We start from the raw sequence: 23,348 nt of genomic DNA, 5'->3' as shown, positions 1-23,348 counted from the left end.
TGCGGAGCCCTCACGGGCGCCAGCGGCACCGCGCGATCGCGATGCGGTAGCCGTCATCGTCGGACGTCGCGACGATCGGCGTGCCCTCGGCCTCGTAGCGCGGGCGAGCCGCGGCGGCATGACCCGCCGGCGGACGGCCCCCGGCGCGCACGACGCGCCACCACGGGACCTCCGAGCCGTACCTCGCCATCACCTGGCCGACGGCCCGCGCGCCGCGTGAGCCCAGGATGGCGGCGACGTCGCCGTAGGTCGCCACGCACCCCGGCGGGATGTCGTCGACCACGGCGAGCACGGCCTCGACGAATCCGGCTGGGTGCTGCGGCATCCGCTCGGTCAGAGCTCGAGGGCGCCGATCACGTCGCCGTAGGCGGTCTCGCCGACGTCGACGAAGCCGATGCGGTGGAAGAAGGCCTCGGGCCCCTCCTCGCCCGGCTCCCAGAGCACGGTGATGCGGTCGAAGCCGCGGCGCTTCGCCTCCTCGGCGAGCGCCTGCGCGAGGAACCGGCCGACGCCCTTGCCCTGCACCTCGGCGTCGACGTTGATGCGCCAGATGCAGGCCCGGAACTCCTCGTGCGAGTTCTCGGGGTCGAAGTTGCCGTGGATGAAGCCGACGACCTTCTCCTTGAGCAGCGCGACGCGCTGCCACGCGGTGTCGGGGTTCACGACCGAGGACTCGGCCGAGTAGGTGACCGGAGCGATGAACTGCTCCTGTCCGGGCTTCAGCGACAGGTTGTTCGCGGCCACGATGTTCGTCGCGTTCAGTTCTTCGAGTCGCAGATCAGCCATGCTGCCAAGGCTAACCTGTGGCGCCCCGCGGCAGGTAGCCGCCCCGGCGGGCAGTTGCCGTCGGAGGCGCCGATCGGCCTGCAACTGTCTCGATGTCGAGATATCCCGCCGACGCGGTAAGCTGGCAGGCGGCGTGTCCGCCCACAGACTTCCCCATTCCCACGAGAGATCCAAGGAGAACCGACTTGTCCAAGATCAAGGTTGAAGGCACGGTCGTCGAGCTCGACGGCGACGAGATGACCCGCATCATCTGGCAGGCCATCAAGGACCAGCTCATCCACCCGTACCTCGACGTGAACCTCGAGTACTACGACCTCTCGATCCAGAAGCGCGACGAGACCGACGACCAGATCACGATCGACGCCGCGCACGCGATCCAGAAGCACGGGGTCGGCGTCAAGTGCGCCACGATCACCCCCGACGAGGCGCGCGTCGAGGAGTTCGGCCTGAAGAAGATGTGGCGCTCGCCGAACGGCACCATCCGCAACATCCTCGGCGGCGTGATCTTCCGCGAGCCGATCATCATCTCGAACATCCCGCGCCTCGTGCCCGGCTGGAACAAGCCGATCATCGTCGGCCGCCATGCGTTCGGCGACCAGTACCGCGCGACCGACTTCCGCTTCGAGGGCGAGGGCACCCTCACGATGACCTTCACCCCGAAGGACGGCTCGGAGCCCCAGCAGTTCGAGGTGTTCCAGTCCCCGGGCTCGGGCGTCGCGATGGGCATGTACAACCTCGACGAGTCGATCAGGGACTTCGCGCGGGCCTCGCTCAACTACGGCCTCGACCGCAACTACCCGGTGTACCTCTCGACGAAGAACACGATCCTGAAGGCCTACGACGGCCGCTTCAAGGACCTGTTCCAGGAGGTCTTCGACACCGAGTTCAAGGAGCGGTTCGACGCCGCCGGCCTCACCTACGAGCACCGCCTCATCGACGACATGGTCGCCGCGAGCCTCAAGTGGGAGGGCGGCTACGTCTGGGCCTGCAAGAACTACGACGGCGACGTGCAGTCCGACACCGTGGCGCAGGGCTTCGGCTCGCTCGGCCTGATGACCTCCGTGCTCGCCACGCCCGACGGCAAGGTCGTCGAGGCCGAGGCGGCGCACGGCACCGTCACGCGCCACTACCGCCAGCACCAGCAGGGCAAGCCCACCTCGACGAACCCGATCGCCTCGATCTACGCGTGGACGCGCGGCCTGTCGCACCGCGGCAAGCTCGACGGCAACCAGGAGCTCATCGACTTCTCGCACACCCTCGAGGACGTCGTGATCACGACCGTCGAGTCCGGCGCCATGACGAAGGACCTCGCGCTCCTCGTCGGCCCCGACCAGCCGTACCAGACCACGGAGGAGTTCCTGCAGACCCTCTCCGACAACCTCAAGGCGCGCATCGCCGCCTGACGCAGTGCTCGAAGGGGCCGGATGCCGCGGCATCCGGCCCCTTCGCCGTTCACGGCCGCCACGGCGACCTGCCTGCGCGGCCGTGGCCCGGGGCCCCGATCACCGGCGGAGGGCCCAGGATCACAACTCGATAACACCCCGGCGAAATGGCACGGCGCACTTGCGTCCAGTTTGTTCGTAAGCTTTACTAACAAACGTGACGACGGAAGCGCGACGAAGCCAGGTCAGCGAGGGCGGCATCCCCAACGCGGGCGCCGACGTGCTCACCGTGCCGTTCGGCGGCGCGCCGATGTTCACGCGGGCCCGTGCCCTGCGCCCCACCGGCAAGGTGCTCCCCGAGCACGCGCGGAGCCACAACCGCGCGCTCGTGCTGCAGACGCTCTACACCTCGGGTGCGCAGAGCCGTGCGGATGTCGCGCGCCAGACCGGCCTGACCCGGGTCACGATCTCCGACCTCGTGGCCGGCCTCATCGCCGAGGGCCTCGTCATCGAGCTCGGTCAGCGCGAGGACGCCCGCCCCGGCAAGCCCGCCACGCTCATCGACGTCGACCGCGCCGCGTTCCACATCGTGGGCGTCGACCTCTCCGAGCACCAGCGCTTCCTCGGCGCGGTCGTCGACCTCGACGGCGGCATCGTGTCGCGTGCCGAGGTCGCCCTCGACGGCGCCACCGGCGACGCGGCCGTCGTCCTCGTGGCCGACCTCGTCCGCCGGCTCCTCGCGAGCACCGAGACCCCGGTGCTCGGCATCGGCGTCGGCTCGCCCGGTGTCGTCGACCCGCTCGGCGTGGTGCGCTCCGCACCCAACCTCGGATGGACCGACGTCGACCTGCAGGCCCGCCTGCACGACGAGTTCGAGCTGCCCGTGCACGTGGCGAACGACGCCAACGTGGCGGTGCTCGCCGAGCACGGATCCTCCCACCAGGACGACCTGCTGCTCGTGAAGGTGGGCCACGGCGTCGGCGCCGGCCTCATCATCGGCGGCCGGCCCGTGATCGGCGGCGGTTTCGCGGCCGGCGAGATCGGCCACGTGGTCGTCGGCACCGACGGCGGTCCCCGCTGCGCCTGCGGCAAGCACGGATGCCTCGAGGCGTGGCTCGCCGTGCCCCGGCTCACCGCCCAGCTCGATGCCCTCGACCCGGAAGCGGCCGACGCGGCATCCGCTCGCGAGGAGATCCTCGCCGAGGCCGGACGCCGGCTCGGCATCGTGCTCGCGCCGGTGGTCGGGGCGCTCAACCTGTCGGAGGTCGTGCTCAGCGGCCCCGCCGAACTGCTTGACGGCGCGCTCCACGACGCGACCGTCGACACGCTCCGGACGCGGACGATGGCGGAACACAACCGTGATCTGAGGCTCCGGATGACCGAGCAGGCGGAGGACGTCGTCCTCCGCGGCGCGGCCGTCATGGTCCTCTCCGGACAACTCGGAGTCTCGTGAGGGACTCCACGCACCAAGGGCGCAGCGAACCCCCGCTGTTTCCCTCACCCCATGAAAGGAAACGACAATGAGGAAACTCGGCATCGTGGCGCTCGGCGCCGCTGCTGCGCTCACCCTCGCCGGTTGTGCCACCTCCGGAGGCACCGGTGCCTCCGACGACGGCGCCGAGATCCGCGTGTGGCTCGTCGGCACCGACACGCCCGACGAGGCGCGCGAGTACCTGGTGGACACCTTCGAGAAGGAGAACCCCGGCTCGACCCTCGTCATCGAGGAGCAGGCGTGGGACGGCCTCGTCGACCGCCTGACCACGAGCCTCTCCGGCTCGGACAGCCCCGACGTCGTCGAGGTCGGCAACACCCAGGCCTCGGCCTTCACGTCGGCGGGCGCGTTCCTCGACCTGACCGACGAGTACGAGACGCTCGGCGGCGACGACCTGCTCCCCGGCTTCGTCGAGGCGGGCAGCTATGACGGCAAGTTCTACGCCGCCCCGCTCTACTCGGGCTCCCGCCTCGTGTTCTACAAGAAGGACGCCCTCGCGGCGGCCGGCCTGACGGTTCCGACGACGCTCGACGAGTACATCTCGAACGCGCAGGCGCTCGCCGCGGCCAACCCCGGCAAGTCGGGCATCTGGTGGCCCGGCCAGGACTGGTACAACGCCCTGCCCTACATCTGGGAGAACGGCGGCGAGATCGCCGTCGCCGATGGCGAGGAGTGGGACGCGCAGCTCTCGAGCGAGGAATCGCTCGCCGGCCTCGCGCAGGTGCAGGAGGTCATGACGACCGCCTCGTCCGCACCCAAGGACGGCAACGAGACGAGCCCCGAGGTCGGCTTCTGCGACGGCACGTCGCTGCAGATCTCGGCCCCGAGCTGGGTCAAGTGGTCGATCCTCGCCCCGGCCGACGCCGAGGCGCCCGGCTGCCCCGACCAGGAGGAGAACCTCGGTGTCTACGCCCTCCCGGGCATGGACGGCGGTGCCGCGCAGGTCTTCGCCGGCGGCTCGAACATCGGCATCTCGGCGAAGTCGGCTCACCCCGAGCTCGCCCTGAGCGCGCTGGAGATCATCCTCTCCGACGAGTTCCAGACGATCTACGGTGAGAACGGCCTCGTTCCCGCCAAGCTCTCGCTCGCCGACACCCTCGGCACCGACGAGGTCGCGCAGGCGATCGCGGCTGCTGCCGGCAACGCCAAGCTCACGCCGGCGTCGCCGAACTGGGCCGACGTCGAGGCGTCGGGCATCCTGACCGACCTGTTCGTCAACATCGCGCAGGGCGGCGACATCACGGCGCTCGCCGAGGCCGCCGACGAGGAGATCGAGGCGATCCTCAACAGCTAGCCGGATCCGTCCGGCTGGCGCGGTGCGGCGGCATCCCCCATCCGCCGCCGCACCGCACCGCAAGCCCGGGAGCGCGACGAACGCACCCGTCGCCTTCCGGGGATCGGGGAGCGGGCCCCACCGTCCGCTCCCCGAACCCCTCGATCCTCCAGGAGCACCACCATGACCACGGTCCACCGCGACCTCGATCCGGCGCCCAGCGCGTTCGAGGGCGAACGCATGATGGCGCCGCAGCCGAAGCCGGCCGGGCGCCGCATCCGGCGCATCCGAGGCGGCCTCACGCCGTACTCGCTGCTGACCCCGGCGATCATCGTGCTGGCCCTCATCACCGGCTGGCCGCTCATCCAGCTCATCGTCACCTCGTTCCAGGAGTTCGGGCGCGCCCAGGTCTTCGGCGCACCGCCCGAGTGGGTCTGGTTCGAGAACTACGCGAACGTCCTGACCGACCCCGTCTTCTACGCCGTTCTGCTGCGCACGCTGGCCTTCTCCGCGGCCTGCGTGGTGCTGACGATGGTGTTCGGCACCCTCATCGCGCTGATGATGATGCGGCTTCCGAAGGGATTCCGCATCCTGCTCTCGGTGGGCATGCTGCTCGCGTGGGCGATGCCGGCCCTCACCGCGACGGTCGTCTGGGGCTGGATGTTCGACACCGCCTACGGCGTCGTCAACTACATCCTGGTCAACTGGTTCGGCATGGAGGAGTTCTTCCAGCACTCGTGGCTCATCGATCCGCTGAGCTTCTTCCTCGTGGCCGGCATCATCATCGTCTGGGGCGCCGTGCCGTTCGTGGCCTTCACGCTCTACGCGGGCCTCACGCAGGTGCCCGACGAGGTGCTGGAAGCCGCGCAGCTCGACGGCGCGGGCGGGTTCAAGCGCTTCCGGCTGATCATCTTCCCCTACCTGAAGCCGATCTTCCTGATCGTCACGATCCTGCAGATCATCTGGGATCTCCGCGTGTTCACGCAGATCTTCGCGCTGCAGGACATCGGCGGCATCCGTGCCCTCACCAACACGCTCGGCGTGTACATCTACCAGACGTCGATCGCCGGCGGCGACTTCGGCCAGGGCGGCGCGATCGCCGTGATCACCGCGATCCTGCTCATGTCCATCTCGATCTACTACGTCCGCCAGGTCACCAAGGAGGAGGAGCCGTGAGCGCCACCGTCGCACCCGCCCGACCGGTCGTCGGCTCCGCCGCCGAGGGAGCGTCGTCGCGCAGCGCCCGCCGTACCGGCGGCGGTCGTCGCCGCGTCATGACGTGGGTCCTCAGCGCCGTCTCGATCCTGCTCTTCCTGTTCTTCGTGTTCCCCGTCTACTGGATGGTGAACACGTCGTTCCAGCCGAACAACGAGATCCGCGGCTCCGACGTCAACTTCTGGCCCGAGGAGTTCACGCTGCGCAACTATGCGACCGTGCTGTTCGACCCGGGTCGCACCCCGTTCCTGCCCGCGGCCGGCAACTCGCTCGTGATCACGATCCTCACGGTGATCATCGCGCTCGTCTTCGCGTTCCTCGCCGCGATCGCGGTGACGCGGTTCCGCTTCAGGAGCCGGCGCGCCTTCATCATCGCGATCCTCGTCATCCAGATGATCCCGGGCGAGGCGATGATCGTCTCGGTCTTCCGGGTGATCGACGGCTGGCACCTGCTGAACACGATCATCGGCCTCACGCTCGTGTACATCGCGACCGTGCTGCCGTTCACGATCTGGACGCTCCGCGGTTTCGTGAACGGCGTGCCGGCTGAGCTCGAGGAGGCCGCCATGATCGACGGATGCTCCCGCGCCGGCGCCTTCTGGCGCGTGACGTTCCCCCTGCTCGCGCCCGGCCTCATCGCCACCGGCGTGTTCGGGTTCATCCAGGCGTGGAACGAGTTCATCATGGCGCTCGTGCTGAACGCCCGCCCCGAGATGATGACCCTCCCCGTCTGGCTGCGCACGTACCTCGTCGCCAACGGCACCACGAACTGGGCGGCGATCATGGCCGGCTCGACCCTCATGGCCATCCCGGTGATCGTCTTCTTCCTCCTCGTTCAGGGCCGGATGACGAGCGGCCTCGTGAGCGGGGCCGTCAAGGGATGACCGAGCACCACGGGACCGGTGCGGGGAGCGACCTGCACCGGGACATCCTCACGACACTGCTCCCGGGATTCGACGGCGCCGTGGCGCCCGCCTGGGTGCTGGGCCGCCTCGCGGAGGGTCTCGGCGGCGTGTGCCTCTTCGGGCAGAACGTCGCCGATGCCGGCCAGCTCCGCGAGCTCAACGCCGAGCTCCGAGCCGCGAACCCGCTCGCGGTGATCGCCATCGACGAGGAGGGCGGCGACGTCACGCGCCTCTTCTACGACCGCGGCGCGCCGTATCCGGGCAACGCGCTGCTCGGCCGCATCGACGACCCCGAACTGACCGAGCGGGTCGCCCGCGCGGTCGGCGAGGCGCTCGTCGCCACGGGGTGCACCGTCGCGTTCGCGCCGGACGTCGACGTGAACTCCAACCCCGACAATCCCGTGATCGGCGTGCGGAGCTTCGGCGCCGATCCCGCGCTCGCGGCCCGCCACGCGGCGGCATGGGTGCGCGGACTCCAGTCGACCGGCGTCGCCGCGAGCGCGAAGCACTTCCCGGGCCACGGCGACACGGCGACGGACTCGCACCTCGCGCTGCCGGTGGTCGACCTGCCGCTCGAGACGCTCCGCGAGCGGGAGCTCGTGCCGTTCCGCGCCGCCATCGCGGCCGGCACCCGCACGATCATGACCTCCCACATCCTGCTGCCCCGGCTCGACGCGGAGCAGCCCGCCACCCTCTCCCCGCGCATCGTGCACGGCCTGCTCCGCGGGGAGCTGGGGTTCGAGGGCGTCATCGTCACCGACGCCCTCGACATGCAGGGGGCGAGCGGCGTGCACGGCATCCCCGAGGCGGCCGTGCGCGCCCTCGCCGCCGGTTGCGACCTGCTCTGCATCGGCAGCGACAACACCGCCGAGCAGCTCGACGGGATCGTCGCGGCGATCGCCGCGGCCGTCGAATCCGGGCGCCTGCCCGCGGAGCGGGTCCGCGAGGCGGCCGCCCGCGTGCGCGCGCTCGGCGCCTCGGCGCCCGCCCTCCCCGCGGCGGCATCGGCGGCGGGCATCGACCCGGCCCACACGGCCGCCGACCTGGCGCGCATCGCCGCCGCGTTCGAGCTGACCGAGGCCGCGCGCGCGCGCCTCGCGGCATCCGGGCCCGTGCGCACCGTCGTGCGCATCGACACGGTCGCGAGCATCGCCGTCGGCGTCGCGCCGTGGGGACCGTTCGCGGTCGCGGCCGCGCCGGGGGAGCCGACGTGGCTCGACGACGCCGACGTGCTGCAGGTCGACCCCGACGCCCCGCTCGCCGACCCGGCCGCCCTGCGCGGGCCGGTGCTCGTGGTGGGCAGGGACCTGCACCGGCATCCGTTCGCCGTCGCCGCGATCGACGCCCTGCGCGCCGTGCGCGACGACGTGGTGACCGTCGACATGGGGTGGCCCTCCGACGACCGGGCACTCGCCGACGTCGCGACGTTCGGCGCGTCCCGCCTCGTCGGCCGGGCGCTCATCGCCCTCGTCGCGGAGTCGGCGGGACTCGTCACGGCGGACGTGCCGTGAGACTCGGCATCGACATCGGCGGCACCAAGACGGCCGCCGTCGCGATCGGCGCCGACGGCGAGCTCAGCGACCAGTTCCGCATGCCCACCGGCTTCGGGGCGGAGGAGGTCGTCGCGACGGCCCTGCGGACCGTGGAGCGGATGACCGAGCTCGCCGGGGTGGAGGCCTCGTCGTTCGCGTCCATCGGCATCGGCATCCCCGGCGCCGTGGACAGCGGCACCGGGCGAGTCGCCCACGCGGTGAACCTCGGGCTCGAGGGGCTCGACCTCGGCCCGCGACTCGCCGACCGGCTCGGCGTCGAGGTGACCGTCGAGAACGACGTGAAGGCGGCCGCGGTCGGCGCGCACCACCTCCTCGGCGTCGCCGACGGCATCAGAGCCCATTCGATGGCGTACCTCAACCTCGGCACGGGGCTCGCGGCGGGCATCGTGCTCGACGGACGCCTGCTGCGTGGCGGACACGGCGTGGCGGGCGAGATCGGGCACATCCCCGTCGACCCGGCCGGGGTGGTGTGCACCTGCGGCCAGCGCGGATGCCTCGAGACGCTCGCCTCGGGCTCCGCGATCGCGCGCATGTGGCCGACCGACGGCCCGCTTCCGGCGAAGGAGCTCTTCGCCGCCGCAGCGGCGGGCGACGACCGGGCGATCGCGGTGCGGGAGCGATTCCTCACCGGCGTCGCGGCCGCGGTGCGCCTGCTCGTTCTCACGGCCGACGTCGACGACGTCGTGATCGGCGGCGGGCTCGCCGCGCTCGGCGACCCGCTGCTGGCCGGAGCCCGCCGTATCCTGAGCGAGTGGGCCACGGACTCGGCCTTCCTCGCCTCGCTCGACCTCCCGTCGCGCGTGCAGGTCATCCCGCTCGGATTCCCGGCGGCCGCCGTGGGCGCCGCCCTCGTAGGAGAACACCAATGGCTGAAGTCGTGATCGTCGCCGACGAGGACGCCGCGGGCGCCCTCGTCGCGGATGCGATCGTCTCGCTCATCCGCGCGAAGCCCGACGCCGTGCTCGGCCTCGCGACGGGTTCGACGCCGCTCGCGAGCTATCGGGCACTCGCGGCGCGCATCGCGGCGGATGCGATCGACGTGCGCGGCGTGCGCGGGTTCGCGCTCGACGAGTACGTCGGCCTGCCCGCCGGGCATCCCGAGGGCTATCGCGCCGTGATCATGCGCGAGGTCGTCGAGCCGCTCGGCCTCACGCCCGAGCTCGTGCGCGTGCCGAACGGCGACCCGGCCACGATCGAGCACGCGGGTGGCGACTACGAGGCCGCGATCTCCGCCGCCGGCGGGGTCGACCTGCAGATCCTCGGCATCGGTCGCACCGGTCACATCGGCTTCAACGAACCCGGTTCGTCGCTGGCCTCGCTCACACGCGTGAAGACGCTCACCGAGGCGACCCGGGCCGACAACGCGCGGTTCTTCGACTCGCCCGACGAGGTGCCGATGCACTGCATCACGCAGGGGATCGGCACCATCCTGCGCGCGCGGCACCTGGTGCTCCTCGCGTTCGGCGAGGCGAAGGCGCACGCGGTCGCCGCGGCGGTCGAGGGACCGGTCTCGGCCAGCCAGCCCGGATCCGCCATCCAGCTGCATCCGCACACGACCGTGATCGTCGACGAGGCCGCCGCCTCGGAGCTGGTGAACCTCGACTACTACCGCCACGCCTGGGCGAACAAGCCGGGCTGGCAGGGCATCTGACGAGCGTCGGGCTCGCGATCGCCGCTCGTCGCTGACGGAGGCGGCCCACGTCACCGGGGTACGACCCCGCCCGGTCAGTGCGGGAACACCTCGGGAAGCGCGCGGAGGAACGCCTCCTCGTCGAAGTCCGCCGCGATCTCGCGCTGGATCATGAAGCCGGGCACGGCGCCGAGCACGACGGGGAGCACCCGCGTCGCCCATTCCTCGGGGTCGCCCTGGACACGACCGGGCTCGGCCGACGCCCACTCGACCAGTCGCGGGCGCACGGTGTCCCTGACGCGCGTGAGCACCGACTGCACCAGCCCGCGCATCTCGGGGTCGACGGCGGCCTCGGCCCACAGTTGCACGATCACGTGGCCGAAGGGCTCGTGGCGCATGCCGTCGATGAGGGTCGCCATCACCTGCCCGGGCACGAGCGGCGCGCCGTGCGCGCGCCGTGCGTCGAGTTCACCCCGGCGCGCTTCGAGCACGCGGGCCGCGACGGCGGCGAAGAGCTCCTGCTTGCCCGCGAAGTAGCCGTAGATCGCGCCGGCCGAGAGCCCGGACTCCTCGATCACGTCGGCCATCGACGTGCGCTGGTAGCCCTTGGCGGCGAAGCATCGCAGCGCCGCCCCCACGATCTCGTCGCGTCGGGCGGCACGGTGCGCCTCGGTGACCTTCGGCATCGGACCTCCAGAAAAACGAACGCTCGTTCCTTGACAAGGCTAGCCGATGGGTCGATCCTGATAAAGAACGAACATTCGCTTTCTTGGAGGACACCATGACCGGCCATCCGGATGCCACCACGGCACGCACCCCCATCGGCAAGGTGCTGGGTATCGCCCTGGCCCTCGTGGGCGTCGTCGCCGTCATCGTGCTCGCCTTCGCCTGGCCGTCGGTCACCGCCGAGCCGAAGGACCTCCCGGTCGCGATCACGGGGCCGGCCCTGGCGATCTCGGCCGCCGAGCAGGCCGTCGACGAGCAGGCTCCCGGCGCCATCTCGTTCGTCGAGGTCGACGATCGCGACGCCGCCGTCGAGGCGATCGAGACGCGCCGAGCCTACGGCGCCATCGTGCTCGGGCCGGAGCCCGAGGTGCTCACCTCGTCGGCATCCAGCCTCCCGGTGTCGCAACTGCTCACCGGAGTCGCAGCGTCGCTCGAGGAGGGCGTCAACGTGCAGGCCGCCGCCGCGGCGGAGGCCGCCGGCGCTCCCGCCGCTCCGCCGCACATCGAGGTCGCGGCGACCGACGTCGTGCCGCTCGCCGACAGCGATCCGCGCGGCACCGGGCTCACCGCCGCGCTCTTCCCGCTCGTGCTGGGCGGCATGCTCGGCGGCATCGCGATCTCGCTCGCGATCATCGGGGCGATGCGCCGCGTGACCGCGGTGCTGGTCTACTCGGCCGTGGGCGGGCTCCTGCTGGCCGCCATCCTGCAGGGCTGGTTCGGGGCCCTCCAGGGCGACTACTGGCTGAACTCGGCCGGCATCGCCCTCGCCCTCGCTGCGATCGCGGCCCCGATCACCGGGTTCGTCGCCCTCATGGGTCGGCCCGGCATCGCCCTCGGCCCGATCATCATGCTGCTCATCGCGAACCCCATCTCCGCTGCCGCGATCCCGAAGGAGTTCATCCTCGCGCCGTGGGGCGAGGTGGGCCAGTGGTTCCCGCCCGGGGCCGCCGCGACCCTCATGCGGGAGCTGTCGTACTTCCCCGCCGCCGACACCACCTTCCCGTGGCTCGTGCTCGCGGCGTGGGCGGCCGGCGGCATCCTGCTCTCGTTGATCGGCCACTTCCGCACGGCGGGCGGCGCGGAGTCGGACGCCGAAGCCGACGCCATCGGCGACGCCGAGTCGCTCGACGCCGGGCGGCCCGCCGACAGCGAGCATCGCGTCACCGCCTGAACGCGAGAGCGGTCAGCGGCCCGGCGCCAGTCGCCGGGCCGCTCGACGCATCATCGACCGCACGACGGCGGGGTGCACGAGTGCGACCGGCGCGAAGTAGAGCCGGCCGCGCCATCCGTGCAGCCGCACCACCGTGACCAGTCGAACGAGGCGCCGTTCCGCGTCGACGCCGATGCCCGCCGCGAAGTCGAGGTGCCGGTCGGATGCCGCGACGAGCGCCTCCTCGCCCACCACCCGCCGCACCGCGAACGCGGCATCGGGATCGCCTGGGCGCACCCCGATGAGGGGGACGAGCAGCTGGCGGAGCCCGAAGAGGACCCGCACCCAGACGGGCGTCGACGCGACAGAGAAGATCGTGCGCGTCCACTCCGTCGGGTCGGTGGTCGACCCCGGAGGCAGTGCGACGGCGATCACGTCGACGTGGTCGGGCCGCGGGATCGCGTCGAGCGCGAGGCTGCGGAACGCGGGCGCGTCGTCGGCGGGCATGCTCCGACCCTAGCGCCGGCGTTCAGCCGAGCTGCTTGCGCCCGTGCAGGATGCCGCTCACCGCCGCGACGATCGCGAAGACGACCGCGACGACGGGCTGGCCCATCATCCACCAGGCGAGGGCGGCCGCGGAGAACACCGCGATCTCGACGAGCGCCTGCCCGAACGGGTCGACCTTGAAGACCGCCTTGGGGGAGTTGAACAGCGCCCAGAGCAGGATGGCGAGCGCCGGCGCACCGAGGCCGATCAGCACGCCCGGCCACGGGAGCGGGAACGCGACGAAGCCCCAGATCCCGAGCGTCACGAACGCGAAGAGCTCCAGGAAGAAGCGGAGGACGTCGTTCGGGCCGATCCTCGGCTGGGGTTCGTTCGGCACTGCGTTGCTCACGGCAGTCCAGCCTAGTTCGCTCGGAGGGCGGTCGGATCACCTACCGGTCGGATCACCCACGGGTCGGATCGCCGCCGCGGTCGGATCGCCGCCGCGGTCGGATCGCCGTCGTGGCCGGATCGCCGGCGCGGCATCAGCGGAAGATGATCGTCCGAGCCCCATCGAGCAGCACCCGGCGCTCGGCGAACCACTTCACCGCCTGCGAGAGGGTGCGGCTCTCCTCGTCCTGGCCGATCGCGACGAGCTCGGCGACGTTGCGCGAGTGGTCGACGCGCACGACGTTCTGCTCGATGATGGGTCCCTCGTCGAGGTCGCTGGTGACGAAGTGCGCCGTGGCGCCGATGAGCTTCACGCCGCGGGCGTGCGCCTGGCGGTAGGGGTTCGCGCCCTTGAACCCGGGCAGGAAGGAGTGGTGGATGTTGATGCACCGGCCGGCGAGGGCGTCGCAGAGCCCCGGCGTCAGGATCTGCATGTACCGGGCGAGCACGACGAGCTCGATGTCGTGCTGATCGACGGCGGCCAGCACCCGTTCCTCGAACGCCGCCTTCGACGCGGCATCCGTGACCGCGAGCGATTCGAACGGCACGCCGTAGAAGTCGACCAGGTCGCGCAGGGTGCCGTGGTTGGAGAGCACGAGCGGGATCTCGACGGGCAACTGGCCGGCGTGCTGGCGGAACAGGAGGTCGTTGACGCAGTGGCCCGCGGTCGAGGCGAGCACGAGCGTGCGCAGCGGACGGCCGACCTCGTCGAGATGCCAGGTCATGTCCCAGCGTTCGACGACGGGCGCGAGCGCGGCCTCGACCTCGGCGCGGCCGGCGGGCGATTCCACCTGCACGCGCATGAAGAAGCGACCGGTGTCGACGCTCGCGAACTGCTGGCTCTCGGTGATGTTGCCCCGCGCGGCGACGATCGCACCGCTCACGGCGTGCACGATGCCGGGCCCGTCGGTGCACGCGAGCGTCACGACCCAGTGGAACAGGTGGGCGGGGGCGGCATCCGTGGTCATCCGCCCAGAGTAGTGCGTCCTGTAGACTGGCCAGTGGTCGGCGGACAGCGCACGGCCCTGGGCGCGCACATGAGCGCGTAGTCGACCCGCGCGGTGAATGCACCCGCACGGGGAACGCCGTCGGAGAGACATCCCCCAATGTCCGTCACCGAATCCGCGCGCGTGCGCGCACCACGCCTGCCCTGGCCGGGCCTCCTCATGCTGGCCGCGGGCGTCTTCCTGTCCATCACGATCGAGATGCTGCCCACCGGGCTGCTGCCAGAGATGAGCGGGGGCCTCGGCGTGGCCGAGCCCTTCATCGGGCTGCTCATGTCGGTCTTCGCCTTCACCGTCGTCATCACGTCGACGCCGCTCACGGCGCTCACCAGCCGGATGCCGCGGCACGGGCTCCTCGTCGCCGTGCTCGCCGTGCTCGGACTCACGACGCTCGCCTCCGCGTTCGTGCCCGAGTACTGGATGCTCGTCGCCGTGCGCATCGTCGGCGGCGTGGCGCACGGCCTCTTCTGGGCGATCGTCGCCGCCTACGCCGCTCGGCTCGTGCCCGAGGGCCAGATCGGCCGCGCCGTGTCCGTGACCCTCGGCGGCGGCACGCTCGCGCTGGTCGCCGGCGTGCCCGCGACGACGGTGCTCGGGCAGGCGCTCGGCTGGCGACCGGTGTTCGCGATCGTGGCCGGGCTCACGCTCGCCGGTGCGCTCGCCGTGTGGCGGTTCCTGCCGCGGGTCGCGACCGAGCCCGGCGCCACCGCCGCGCGATTCCGTCGCGGCGACGTGGCGCTCGGGCCCGTGCTCCTCGTCAGCGGCATCACCGCGGCGACGATGCTCGGCCAGTACGCCGTGTTCACGTACGTCGCTCCGCTCATCACCGAGGTCGTCGGCCTGTCCGCCGGCGCCGTCGGCCCGCTGCTGCTCGTCTACGGCATCACCGGCGCGCTCGGACTCGTCGTCGCGGGCTCGCCGCTCGCACGCCGGGCCGACCGGGCGATGCTCGCGGCGATGGCGCTGGCGGCCGCCGCCCTGGTGGTGCTCGGTCTCGCACCCGGCGTCGTGCCCTCGCTCCTCGCGTTCGCCGTGTGGGGCCTCGCGTTCGGCGCCATCCCGCCGCTGCTCCAGACGCGCCTCCTGCAGGCGACGCCCGCGCGCCAGCGCGACGCCGCCAGTGCGCTCTACACGACCGCCTTCAACGTCGGCATCGGCGGCGGGGCCCTGGTCGGCGCGGTGCTGTTCGAACGCGTGGGCGTGCAGAGCCTGCCGTTGGTGTACGCCGTGGTGCTCGTCGCGGTGGCGCTGGTGCTCGTCGCCGACGCCGCGCGACGCGCCCGTCAGGTCCGCTCGACCACGGCGATGGAGACCGGGCCCGTGCGGCCGTCGACCGCGTAGCGCACCTCGACCACGCTGCCGTCGTCGACCCAGCCCACGCCGAGGAGTCCCGCGGATCCCGAACCGTCGAGCGTCGCGGTACCCACCGTCGTGCCGTCGATCAGCAGCTGCACGGCAGCGCCCGGCACTCCGGTGAACGTGCCGTGCACGACGTGGGTGCCGCTCCGGCGCAGCTCGAGGATCGGGCTCGCGAGCTCGACCGTGACGGGCGGGCCCGGCACCGAGACGTTGCCGGCGACGTCGGTCTGCGAGGCCGCGAGCTGCGAGACGCCCGCCGGGAGTCCGTCGGCGACGAGCGTCCAGGCTCCGGACGGGTCGGCCGTCGTGCTCCACGCGCTGCCGTCGACGGCCGTCACGGCCACGGAGGCGCCGGGCTCGGCGCTGCCCGAGAGGATCGGGTCCACCAGTCCGCCCGCCGAGTCGGCCGAGAACGCGGGTGGGAGGGCGAGGTCGTCGACCGGCTCCGGCGTCGGCGTGGGGGTCGGCGCGGGTGCGGGCGAGGGCGCCACGGGCGCGGATGGCGCCGCGGGAGCTCCATCGCCGTCGGGCAGGTCGGCGCCGGCGTCCTCGTCGAACGCCTCGGTTCCACCCGCGACGGGCGGGGCCGGGTCGGGCAGCACGGGCGGGGACGCATCCGCCGGCCCGGCCGGCTTCGCACCGGCACCCGGGTCGGCCTCGGCGACGACCGCGGTGGGCGGCCGCTCCTGGTTCGCCGTGGCGAGGGTCGGCACGACGACGATGGCGGCCACGGCGGCGGCCAGGACCAGGGCGCCGGCGCCCGCACCGATGGCGACGCCGCCGGCGCCGACGCCGCCGGTCGCGCCCGCGGCGGCCGCAACACTCGAGGCGGCTCCCGCGCTCGAGGCGGCTCCGGCGCCCGAGGCGGCTCCGGCGCCCGAGGCGGCTCCCGCGCCCGAGGCGGCTCCCGCGCCCGACGCGGCTCCCGCGCCCGATGCGGCGCCGAGCGCGACGTTCACCGCGGGCAGACCCGACGAGAGCCACGCCGAGTAGGCGGTGGCGCCGCCGATGCCCGCGGCGAGCGGCAGCAGGACGAGGGCGAGACGCGAGCCCGCCTCGCGAGCCTCGGCGGCCACGATGGTGCAACGGGCGCAGTCGTCGAGGTGCGCCTCGAGGCGGGTGGTGTCGCGACCACGGAGCCGTCCGCGTGTGTAGCCGCCGAGCCGGTCGATCGTCCAACGGCACTCGGGGTCGTTCTCGGGGTTGCGCAGGTGCGCCCGGATCCACGCCTGGCGGAGTCCTTCGCGCGCGCGGTAGGCCAAGGCGGCCGTCGCGTTCGCGCTCATGCCGATGAGCGGAGCGACCTGCTGCGGCGCCATGCCCTCGACCTCGGAGTACCAGAGCACCTCCTGCCATCGGGTGGGCAGCGAGCGGAACGCCTGCGCCGTGGTGGAGCGGTCGAGCGCGTCCAGCGTGGCGGACTCGCTCGTCGCCGGATCCTCGAACGACTCGAGGGTCTCGAGGTTCGTCTCCCGGCGCGCGCGACCCCAGCTCGCGGCGGTGTTCCGGATGGTCGTGAACAGGTAGGGCCTGAACGCGCCGGTCGGACCGCGCCCCGCGAGGATCGCGTCGTAGATCCTCGTGAACGCCTCGGCCACGAGGTCGTCGGGGTCGAGCGAGCTGTACGAGCGCGCGACCGTGCGAGCGGAACCCGCATGGCGCTGCCAGAGCTCGCCATAGGCGGTGCGATCGCCGCGACGGGTGCGCTCGATGAGCGCCCCGTCGGACAGGTCGGTGCGCAGGGGTGGCACATCGCCTCCAGGTTCGGGTTCGCGGGCGTCACGGAAGAGACGTGGAACGGGGCGGATCATGACGCGCGTCGCGGGGTTCGACCATTCCAGCAGATTTTCCGAATTCACGCGTCATGGATGGGCGAGGAACCCGTCTCTTCGGGTGAAGGCCCTTCCGGGGGCCGGACCACCGCCGTCTCGCAGGCCCGAGCGCGAGGCGGGGCCGGCTCGACACCGGCCTGAGGTGCCGCATCGGGGGGTCGAGGCGGCACCTCGATCGTCGGGGACTCGGAGGCGAAGGGGAACACGCCTCCGAGCCCCGCACGGTGCCTCCGGGGGACCGGAGTGGTGCACCGACGGCGTCAGGCGAGCCGAGCCCCCGCACCCCACACGGCCTCGACGTCCAGGTCGGGCGTGAGGAGCACGGCGTCGGCCGCGTAGCCCGGGTCGAGTCGTCCGAGGTCGTGCGCGCGTCCGATCGCCGCGGCGGGAGCGACCGTGAGGGCGCCTACGGCCTCGTCGAGCGGGATGCCGCTGTCGATCACGGCGCGGCGCAGGGCCGTGTCCTGTGTGAGCGTGGACCCCGCGATCGACCCGCCCTCGAGCAGTCGCGCGACGCCGCCCTCGACGATGACGCCGAGCGAGCCGAGCCGGTAGGCGCCGTCGGCCGCGCCGGCGGCCGCCATGGCATCGGTCACGAGCGCGACCCTCCCGTGCGCGCCCGCGAATGCGAGCCGCACCACGTCGGGATGCACGTGCACGCCGTCGTTGATGACCTCGAGGGTCACGTGATCGGCGTGCATCGCCGCGACGACGGGGCCGGGTGCGCGATGGTGGATGCCGCGCATGCCGTTGAACGCATGGGTGAGGATCGAGGCGCCGGCGCCGAACGCCGCGAGGGCCGTCTCGAAGTCCGCGCCGGTGTGGCCGACGGCGACCGCGACGCCCGCGTCGACGAACCGATCGATCGCGTCGGCCGCGCCGGGATGCTCGGGCGCGATCGTGATCTGCCGCAGCGTCCTGCCCGACGCCTCGAGCAGCCGCTCCACGGTGGCCGGGTCGGCCGCGCGCAGCTGGCGCGGGTCGTGGGCGCCGCGGAAGTCGTGGTCGAGGAACGGCCCCTCCAGGTGCGCGCCGAGCACTCGAGCATCCGTGGCCGCCGCACCGGCGATCACCTGGAGCCGATCGCAGAGCAGGTCCACCGTCGCCGTCACGAGCGAGAGCACGGTGCGCGTGGTGCCGTGCGCGGTGTGCACGGCGAGCAGGGCCTCGATCGCCTCCGCGCCCTCCTCGACGGAGGCGCCGCCCGCACCGTGGCAGTGCAGGTCGATGAAGCCGGGCACGAGCGTGCGGCCCGCGGCATCCGTGACCGACGCGTCGGCGGGCAGGTCGGCACGCCAGTCGTCGCCGATCCCGCGCGCGGCGACGCGGTCGCCGTCGAAGCGCACCCACGCGTCGGCGACCGTGTCGCGGCTGCTCACGAGGCGGGCGGAGTGGACGACGGTCGTGGAGGTGCTCACCTAGGCAACGATAACGTCGTACCCGCTGTCGGTGAGGCGCTGGCGCTGCTCGGGCGTCGCCGCATCGTCCGTGATGATCGTCGGGAAGAGCCGGCGGTGACCGATGGCCGCGAACGCGCGCTTGTCGATCTTGGACGCGTCGGCGACGAGCACGGGGTGGGCGGCCCGCGACGCCATGAGGGCGTTGACGGCGGCCTCCCGCTCGTCGTGCGATGTCGGCCCCACCACCGGGTCGACCCCGTTCACGCCGATGAAGGCCAGGTCGAGCGTGATGCTGCCGAGTACCGCGTCGACGTACGAGCCGACGAGCTCGTACGAGCGCGCGTGCACGACGCCGCCGGTGACCACGGTCTTGATCTGCGGTCGCATGGCGAGCTGCATGGCGATGTTGATGGCGTTCGTCACGACCGTCAGGCTCGGCTCGGGCGACGGCTCCATGATGTCCGCGCGCGACATGAGGGCGTCGGCGATGGCGGTGGCGGTGGTGCCCCCGCAGAGCCCGATCACCGCGCCGCGCGGCACGAGCCCGCTCGCGGCCCGGGCGATGGCCGCCTTCGCCTCGGGATTCTGCTGGTTCTTGTAGCGGATCGGCAGGTCGTACGCGACCGAGTGGGCGACGGCGCCGCCGCGGGTGCGGGTGAGGAGCTGCTGTTCGGCGAGGGCGTCGAGGTCGCGGCGCGCGGTGGCCGGCGACACGTCGAGGCGCTCGACGATCTGGTCGACCTCCACCTGCCCGCCCTCGGCGAGCAGGTCGAGCACGGCACTGAGGCGTTCGGCGCGGTTCATACGGGCTCCTCGGTGGTGGAGGCGAACAGGGTGAGCATTCGTGCGGCCTCGGATCGCACGGCCGCGCGGCCCGCGGCGGCGTACGTGCGCGAGTCCACGGCCGCCGGATGCGTCGCGAGATGCTCGCGGATCGCACCCGTGAACGCCCGGTTCAGGTGGGTGGACACGTTGACCTTCGTGATCCCCGAGCGGATGCCGCGCACGAGCAGGTCGTCGGGCACCCCCGACGAGCCGTGCAGCACGAGGGGCACGGGCACCGCCTGCGCGAGCCGGGCGACGAGGTCGAGGTCGATCGCAGCGACCCGCTCGGTCATCGCGTGCGACGAGCCGACCGCCACCGCGAGGGCGCCGACGCCGGTCTCGGCGACGAATCGTGCCGCCTCGTCGGGGTCGGTGCGCACGCCCGGGGCGTGGGCGCCGTCCTTGCCGCCGATCTCGCCGAGCTCGGCCTCGACGAGCACGCCCGCGGCATCCGCCCGCTCGACCACCAGCCGGGTGGTCGCCACGTTCCCGTCGAAGGGGAGCTTCGCCCCGTCGTACATGATCGAGCCGAATCCGCGGTCGATCGCGCGCAGGGCGAGTTCGGAATCCTCGGCGTGGTCGAGGTGCACGGCGACGCGGGCCGACGACGCCTCGGCGATGGCGAGCGTCGCGAGGGCGATCGGATCGAGCCCGCCGTGGTAGCGCACGCAGTTCTCCGAGAGCTGGAGGATGACCGGCAGCCCCGCGTCCTCGGCGGCGCCGGCGAGCGCCTCGGCCGTCTCGAGGTGCACGACGTTGAACGCGCCGATGCCGCGGCCGGCGGCGCGCGCCTCGTCGAGCAGCGTGCGGGTGGGGGTGAGCGTCATCGGCGTTCCTCGTCGATCGTCGTCAGGACGACCTCGTCGGCGAGCGCGACGTGGTCGGGTGAGAGCTCGCCGGCGAGCGGCATGAGCACCGCGCTCGCCGACCAGGCGGTCGCGCGGCGGGCGAGGGCGGCGCGGGCGCGGTCGGCGGCGTCCGTGGTCGACGAGAGGTCGTCCCCGGCGGCGTGGGCCACGGCGATCGCGGCGACGGCCGCATCGCCGGCCCCGGTGGCGTTGCCGTGCAGCACGCGGGGGAGCCGGGCCAGGAGGGGGGCGCCGCCCCGACCGACGACCAGCAGCCCGTCGGCGCCCAGCGAGACGAGCACGAGGCGTGCGCCGAGGTCGAGCAGCGCCCGCGCGCCCTCGACCGGGTCGTCGAGGCCGGTCGCCTCGGCGAGCTCCTCGCGATTGGGCTTCAGGGCGTCGGCGCCGGCCCGTGCCGCCGCGAGGATGGCCGGCCCGCTGGTGTCGACGACGACCGGAACGCCGGCCGCGACGAGGCGGGCGACGAGCGCTCCGAGCTCCTCGGGGCCGAACCCCGACGGCAGGCTCCCGCTGATCGCGACCGCCCGCGCGCCGCGCCCGAGGTGCTCCGCGGCGTCGGCGAGCGCGACCGACTCGGCCGGTGAGAGCGGCGCGCCGAGCTCGTTGAGGACCGAGGTCTCGCCGTCGCCGTCGTCGACGATCGCGAGGCTGCGGCGGGTGGCCGCGGCGGTCGGAACGAGTCGATGGGGCACGCCGGATGCCGCGAGGTCGGCCCGGAGCTCGTCCCCGGTGGCGCCGCCCGCCGTCGCGAGCGCCAGCACCTCGTGTCCCGTCTGGTGCAGCACCCGGGCCGCGTTCACGCCCTTGCCGCCCGCTCGGCACGCACCGGTCGGCACCCGGTGCGTGGCGCCCGGGGTCAGCCGGTCGACGTGCCACGTGAGGTCGATCGCCGGGTTGGGGGTGACGGTGAGGATCATGCCGCGGCGCTCTCTCGTGCGATCAGGGCGGCGCCGAGCAGGCCGGCATCGCCGCCGAGCCGGGCCGGGACGAGCAGCGGACGGCGGTGGAAGCTGAGTCGCTCGTCCACGCGCGACGCCAGCGGGGCGAACAGCGCGTCGCCGGCGCGGGAGAGGCCGCCGCCGATCACGATCGCCTCGGGGGCGACCGTCGCGGCCAGCTGGGCCACGGCGAACCCGAGGGCGTCGATCGCGGCCTCCCACACCTCCCGCGCCTCCGCGTCGCCGGCCTCGGCACGGGCGAGCACCTCGCGTGCGCCGTCGACCTCGACCCCCGAGCGCTCGGTGTAGCGTCGGGCGATGGCGCCCGCCGAGGCGATCGTCTCGAGGCATCCGCGGGCGCCGCAGGCGCAGCGCGGGCCCTCGGCGACGGGCGAGTGGCCGATCTCGCCCGCGAAGCCGCCGCCAAGGTGCGGCCGGCCGTCGAGGATCAGCGAGCCCGCGATGCCGGTGCCGATGACGAGCACGACCACGTCGTCGTGGGCGCGTGCAGCGCCCAGCCGGTGCTCGGCCCAGCTCGCGGCCGTCACGTCGTGGTGGAACGCCACCGGAAGGCCGAGGGCGGCCTCGGCGAGGTCGCGGATCGGGGCGTCGTGCCAGCCGAGGTTGCTGGCGTAGATTCCCACGCCCCGCTCGGCGTCGACGATGCCCGGCACCAGCAGCCCGGCCGCGACCGGCTGAAGGTCGGGGTGCGCGGCGCGCAGCTCGGCCGCGAGCTCGGCGACGAGGCCGACGACGGCCTCTGCGGTGCGCCCGCCGTCGAGCGGCGTCGGCGTGCGGCGCAGGCCGAGCAGGCGTCCGCCGCGGTCGACGAGGGCCGACTTGGTGTCGGTGCCGCCCACGTCGAACGCCAGCACGACCTCGCCGGGCCCGAGGGGCGCCGGCGCGGCATCCGCGATCTCGGTCATGGCCGTCAGCCGCCGAGGATGACCGAGCGGGTGAGGTTGCGGGGCGTGTCGGGGTCGAGGCCCCGGGCGAGCGCGCGGGCGAGGGCCAGGCGCTGGGCCCGCACGAGCTCGGCCATCGGGTCGAGTCCGCCCGCCTCGAAGCGCGCGCCGGTGACGGCGACGTCGTCGGCGAGGCCCGCGGGCGGCTCGCCGAACTGCCACGTGACCCGGCCCGGCGCCGCGATCGAGATGGGACCGTGGCGGTACTCCATCGCGGGATACGACTCGGTCCACGACTGCGAGGCCTCGCGCATCTTGAGCGCCGCCTCGTGGGCGAGTCCGACGGTCCAGCCGCGGCCGAGGAACGTGACCTGCTCGGCGTCGACGAGGGCGGGGTCGAGCTCCTCGGCGACCGCGACCCGGGCGTCGGCCACCGCTCCCGCCAGGTCCTCGCCGAGTGAGGCGCGGAAGAGCGCGAGGGCGGAGGTCGCGAAGCGGGTCTGCACCACCGACCGCTCGTCGGCGAAGGGCAGGGTCACGGCGTCGTCGACGAGGTCGACGAGCGGCGAGGTCGGGTCGCCGATGACGCCCACCGTGCGCACCCGTCCGCGCAGGCGCTCGACGAGTTCGAGCACCTCGGTGGTGGTGCCGGAGCGGGTGAGCGCGACGACGGCGTCGTATCCGCGGTCGACGAAGGCCTCGGATGCCGCGAACGCGTCGGTCTCGCCGCGCCCGCCCGTCTCGCGCAGCCACGCGTACGACTGCGCCATGAACCACGAGGTGCCGCAGCCGACCACGGCGACGCGCGCGCCGGGAGCCGGGAGCAGCGCGTGCTCCCGGGTCATCGACGCCGCGCGAGCCCACGTCTCCGGCTGGGAGGCGAGTTCCGCCGCCATGTGCGCTGCGGGGGTGACGGAGGGGCTCTGCGGTTCGCTCACGGTCGGTGCTCCAGGTGGGTGGGAGGTCCGCGCGTGACGTGCACACGGCGGCATGACGAGTCAATGATTGCAGATGACTGTTCGTGATGTCTATCGATCAAGTGAACGATCGATTACTTGGGACCGGCGAGAATTCTCCGTTTGTGAGGGATCTGAACAAAATCCGGTAACGAATACGTTTCCTGTCTTGACGGGCGTGCGGCATCCGTCATACATTTCGTGCGTCGCATGAA

Annotated in this window: 23 protein-coding genes; 10 read left to right on the top strand and 13 right to left on the bottom strand. The window is 72.8% G+C overall.

The features are described 5' to 3' along the window. Positions 1-10 precede the first annotated feature (10 nt). Both EV187_RS12635 and EV187_RS12630 read right to left on the bottom strand, forming a co-directional pair. Positions 11-325, bottom strand: coding sequence for an MGMT family protein (locus EV187_RS12635; RefSeq protein WP_130353439.1), 315 nt, complete (start codon positions 323-325; stop codon positions 11-13). Between the two features lie 8 nt (positions 326-333). After that, positions 334-786, bottom strand: coding sequence for a GNAT family N-acetyltransferase (locus EV187_RS12630; protein WP_130353438.1), 453 nt, complete (start codon positions 784-786; stop codon positions 334-336). A 185-nt stretch (positions 787-971) separates the two neighbouring features. On the opposite strand from EV187_RS12630, the gene EV187_RS12625 reads away from it, so the two are divergent. The 8 genes from EV187_RS12625 to EV187_RS12590 all read left to right on the top strand — a co-directional run bounded on the left by EV187_RS12625 (position 972) and on the right by EV187_RS12590 (position 10,257). Next, positions 972-2,189, top strand: coding sequence for an NADP-dependent isocitrate dehydrogenase (locus tag EV187_RS12625; protein WP_130353437.1), 1,218 nt, complete (start codon positions 972-974; stop codon positions 2,187-2,189). 289 nt (positions 2,190-2,478) lie between these two features. Further along, complete coding sequence (locus EV187_RS12620) at positions 2,479-3,621, top strand: ROK family transcriptional regulator (RefSeq protein ID WP_130354060.1); 1,143 nt, start codon at positions 2,479-2,481, stop codon at positions 3,619-3,621. 67 nt (positions 3,622-3,688) lie between these two features. Further along, entirely contained in the window at positions 3,689-4,954 is a 1,266-nt protein-coding gene (locus EV187_RS12615) for an extracellular solute-binding protein (protein ID WP_130353436.1), read from the top strand. Positions 4,955-5,116: 162 nt separating this feature from the next. After that, positions 5,117-6,109: a carbohydrate ABC transporter permease gene (locus tag EV187_RS12610; protein WP_130353435.1), complete on the top strand. Its 993-nt coding sequence runs from the start codon at positions 5,117-5,119 to the stop codon at positions 6,107-6,109. A 98-nt stretch (positions 6,110-6,207) separates the two neighbouring features. After that, positions 6,208-7,032 (top strand): carbohydrate ABC transporter permease, encoded by an 825-nt coding sequence (locus EV187_RS12605; protein ID WP_130354059.1) that lies wholly within the window; start codon positions 6,208-6,210, stop codon positions 7,030-7,032. Then, positions 7,029-8,564: a glycoside hydrolase family 3 protein gene (locus EV187_RS12600; RefSeq protein ID WP_130353434.1), complete on the top strand. Its 1,536-nt coding sequence runs from the start codon at positions 7,029-7,031 to the stop codon at positions 8,562-8,564. The genes EV187_RS12605 and EV187_RS12600 overlap by 4 nt, the downstream gene beginning before the upstream one ends. Beyond that, positions 8,561-9,487 carry an ROK family protein gene (locus tag EV187_RS12595; protein ID WP_130353433.1) on the top strand — a complete coding sequence of 309 codons (927 nt, stop codon included), beginning with the start codon at positions 8,561-8,563 and terminating at the stop codon, positions 9,485-9,487. The genes EV187_RS12600 and EV187_RS12595 overlap by 4 nt, the downstream gene beginning before the upstream one ends. Continuing rightward, entirely contained in the window at positions 9,472-10,257 is a 786-nt protein-coding gene (locus EV187_RS12590) for a glucosamine-6-phosphate deaminase (RefSeq protein ID WP_130353432.1), read from the top strand. Before EV187_RS12595 ends, EV187_RS12590 begins: the two co-directional genes overlap by 16 nt. Positions 10,258-10,331: 74 nt before the next feature. On the opposite strand, the gene EV187_RS12585 is transcribed toward EV187_RS12590, so the two are convergent. Continuing rightward, on the bottom strand, positions 10,332-10,922 hold the full coding sequence (locus EV187_RS12585) for a TetR/AcrR family transcriptional regulator (RefSeq protein ID WP_130353431.1): 591 nt from the start codon (positions 10,920-10,922) through the stop codon (positions 10,332-10,334). A gap of 95 nt (positions 10,923-11,017) precedes the next feature. On the opposite strand from EV187_RS12585, the gene EV187_RS12580 reads away from it, so the two are divergent. Further along, positions 11,018-12,133: a hypothetical protein gene (locus EV187_RS12580; protein WP_130353430.1), complete on the top strand. Its 1,116-nt coding sequence runs from the start codon at positions 11,018-11,020 to the stop codon at positions 12,131-12,133. Positions 12,134-12,145: 12 nt separating this feature from the next. On the opposite strand, the gene EV187_RS12575 is transcribed toward EV187_RS12580, so the two are convergent. From EV187_RS12575 to purU, 3 genes are all read right to left on the bottom strand, one after another. After that, positions 12,146-12,619 carry a DUF2867 domain-containing protein gene (locus EV187_RS12575; RefSeq protein WP_130353429.1) on the bottom strand — a complete coding sequence of 158 codons (474 nt, stop codon included), beginning with the start codon at positions 12,617-12,619 and terminating at the stop codon, positions 12,146-12,148. 22 nt (positions 12,620-12,641) lie between these two features. Then, on the bottom strand, positions 12,642-13,007 hold the full coding sequence (locus EV187_RS12570) for a YrdB family protein (RefSeq protein ID WP_130353428.1): 366 nt from the start codon (positions 13,005-13,007) through the stop codon (positions 12,642-12,644). 133 nt (positions 13,008-13,140) lie between these two features. Further along, positions 13,141-14,013, bottom strand: coding sequence for a formyltetrahydrofolate deformylase (gene purU / locus EV187_RS12565; RefSeq protein ID WP_130353427.1), 873 nt, complete (start codon positions 14,011-14,013; stop codon positions 13,141-13,143). Between the two features lie 138 nt (positions 14,014-14,151). Here purU and EV187_RS12560 point away from each other — a divergent pair, with 138 nt between their 5' ends. Further along, a complete protein-coding gene (locus tag EV187_RS12560) occupies positions 14,152-15,390 on the top strand; it encodes an MFS transporter (protein ID WP_130353426.1) in 1,239 nt (412 codons plus the stop codon). On the opposite strand, the gene EV187_RS12555 is transcribed toward EV187_RS12560, so the two are convergent. From EV187_RS12555 to EV187_RS12525, 7 genes are all read right to left on the bottom strand, one after another. Then, a complete protein-coding gene (locus tag EV187_RS12555; RefSeq protein ID WP_165391181.1) occupies positions 15,333-17,159 on the bottom strand; it encodes a sigma-70 family RNA polymerase sigma factor in 1,827 nt (608 codons plus the stop codon). The genes EV187_RS12560 and EV187_RS12555 overlap by 58 nt on opposite strands. 341 nt (positions 17,160-17,500) lie before the next feature. Then, positions 17,501-18,658, bottom strand: a complete 1,158-nt coding sequence (gene nagA / locus EV187_RS12550; protein ID WP_130353424.1) for an N-acetylglucosamine-6-phosphate deacetylase — start codon at positions 18,656-18,658, stop codon at positions 17,501-17,503. Further along, positions 18,659-19,444 carry a DeoR/GlpR family DNA-binding transcription regulator gene (locus EV187_RS12545; RefSeq protein ID WP_130353423.1) on the bottom strand — a complete coding sequence of 262 codons (786 nt, stop codon included), beginning with the start codon at positions 19,442-19,444 and terminating at the stop codon, positions 18,659-18,661. Then, positions 19,441-20,292, bottom strand: coding sequence for a class II fructose-bisphosphate aldolase (locus tag EV187_RS12540; RefSeq protein ID WP_130353422.1), 852 nt, complete (start codon positions 20,290-20,292; stop codon positions 19,441-19,443). The genes EV187_RS12545 and EV187_RS12540 overlap by 4 nt, the downstream gene beginning before the upstream one ends. Beyond that, positions 20,289-21,251 carry a 1-phosphofructokinase family hexose kinase gene (locus EV187_RS12535; RefSeq protein WP_130353421.1) on the bottom strand — a complete coding sequence of 321 codons (963 nt, stop codon included), beginning with the start codon at positions 21,249-21,251 and terminating at the stop codon, positions 20,289-20,291. The genes EV187_RS12540 and EV187_RS12535 overlap by 4 nt, the downstream gene beginning before the upstream one ends. After that, positions 21,248-22,198 carry an ROK family protein gene (locus EV187_RS12530; RefSeq protein ID WP_130353420.1) on the bottom strand — a complete coding sequence of 317 codons (951 nt, stop codon included), beginning with the start codon at positions 22,196-22,198 and terminating at the stop codon, positions 21,248-21,250. Before EV187_RS12530 ends, EV187_RS12535 begins: the two co-directional genes overlap by 4 nt. A gap of 5 nt (positions 22,199-22,203) precedes the next feature. Beyond that, positions 22,204-23,073: an SIS domain-containing protein gene (locus tag EV187_RS12525; protein ID WP_130354058.1), complete on the bottom strand. Its 870-nt coding sequence runs from the start codon at positions 23,071-23,073 to the stop codon at positions 22,204-22,206. Positions 23,074-23,348: the final 275 nt, after the last annotated feature.

Source organism: Agromyces ramosus (genome assembly GCF_004216665.1).
Classification (GTDB): domain Bacteria; phylum Actinomycetota; class Actinomycetes; order Actinomycetales; family Microbacteriaceae; genus Agromyces; species Agromyces ramosus.
The sequence above is the reverse complement of the archived record's forward strand: the minus strand, read 5'-3'. Positions and strand labels throughout refer to the sequence as shown.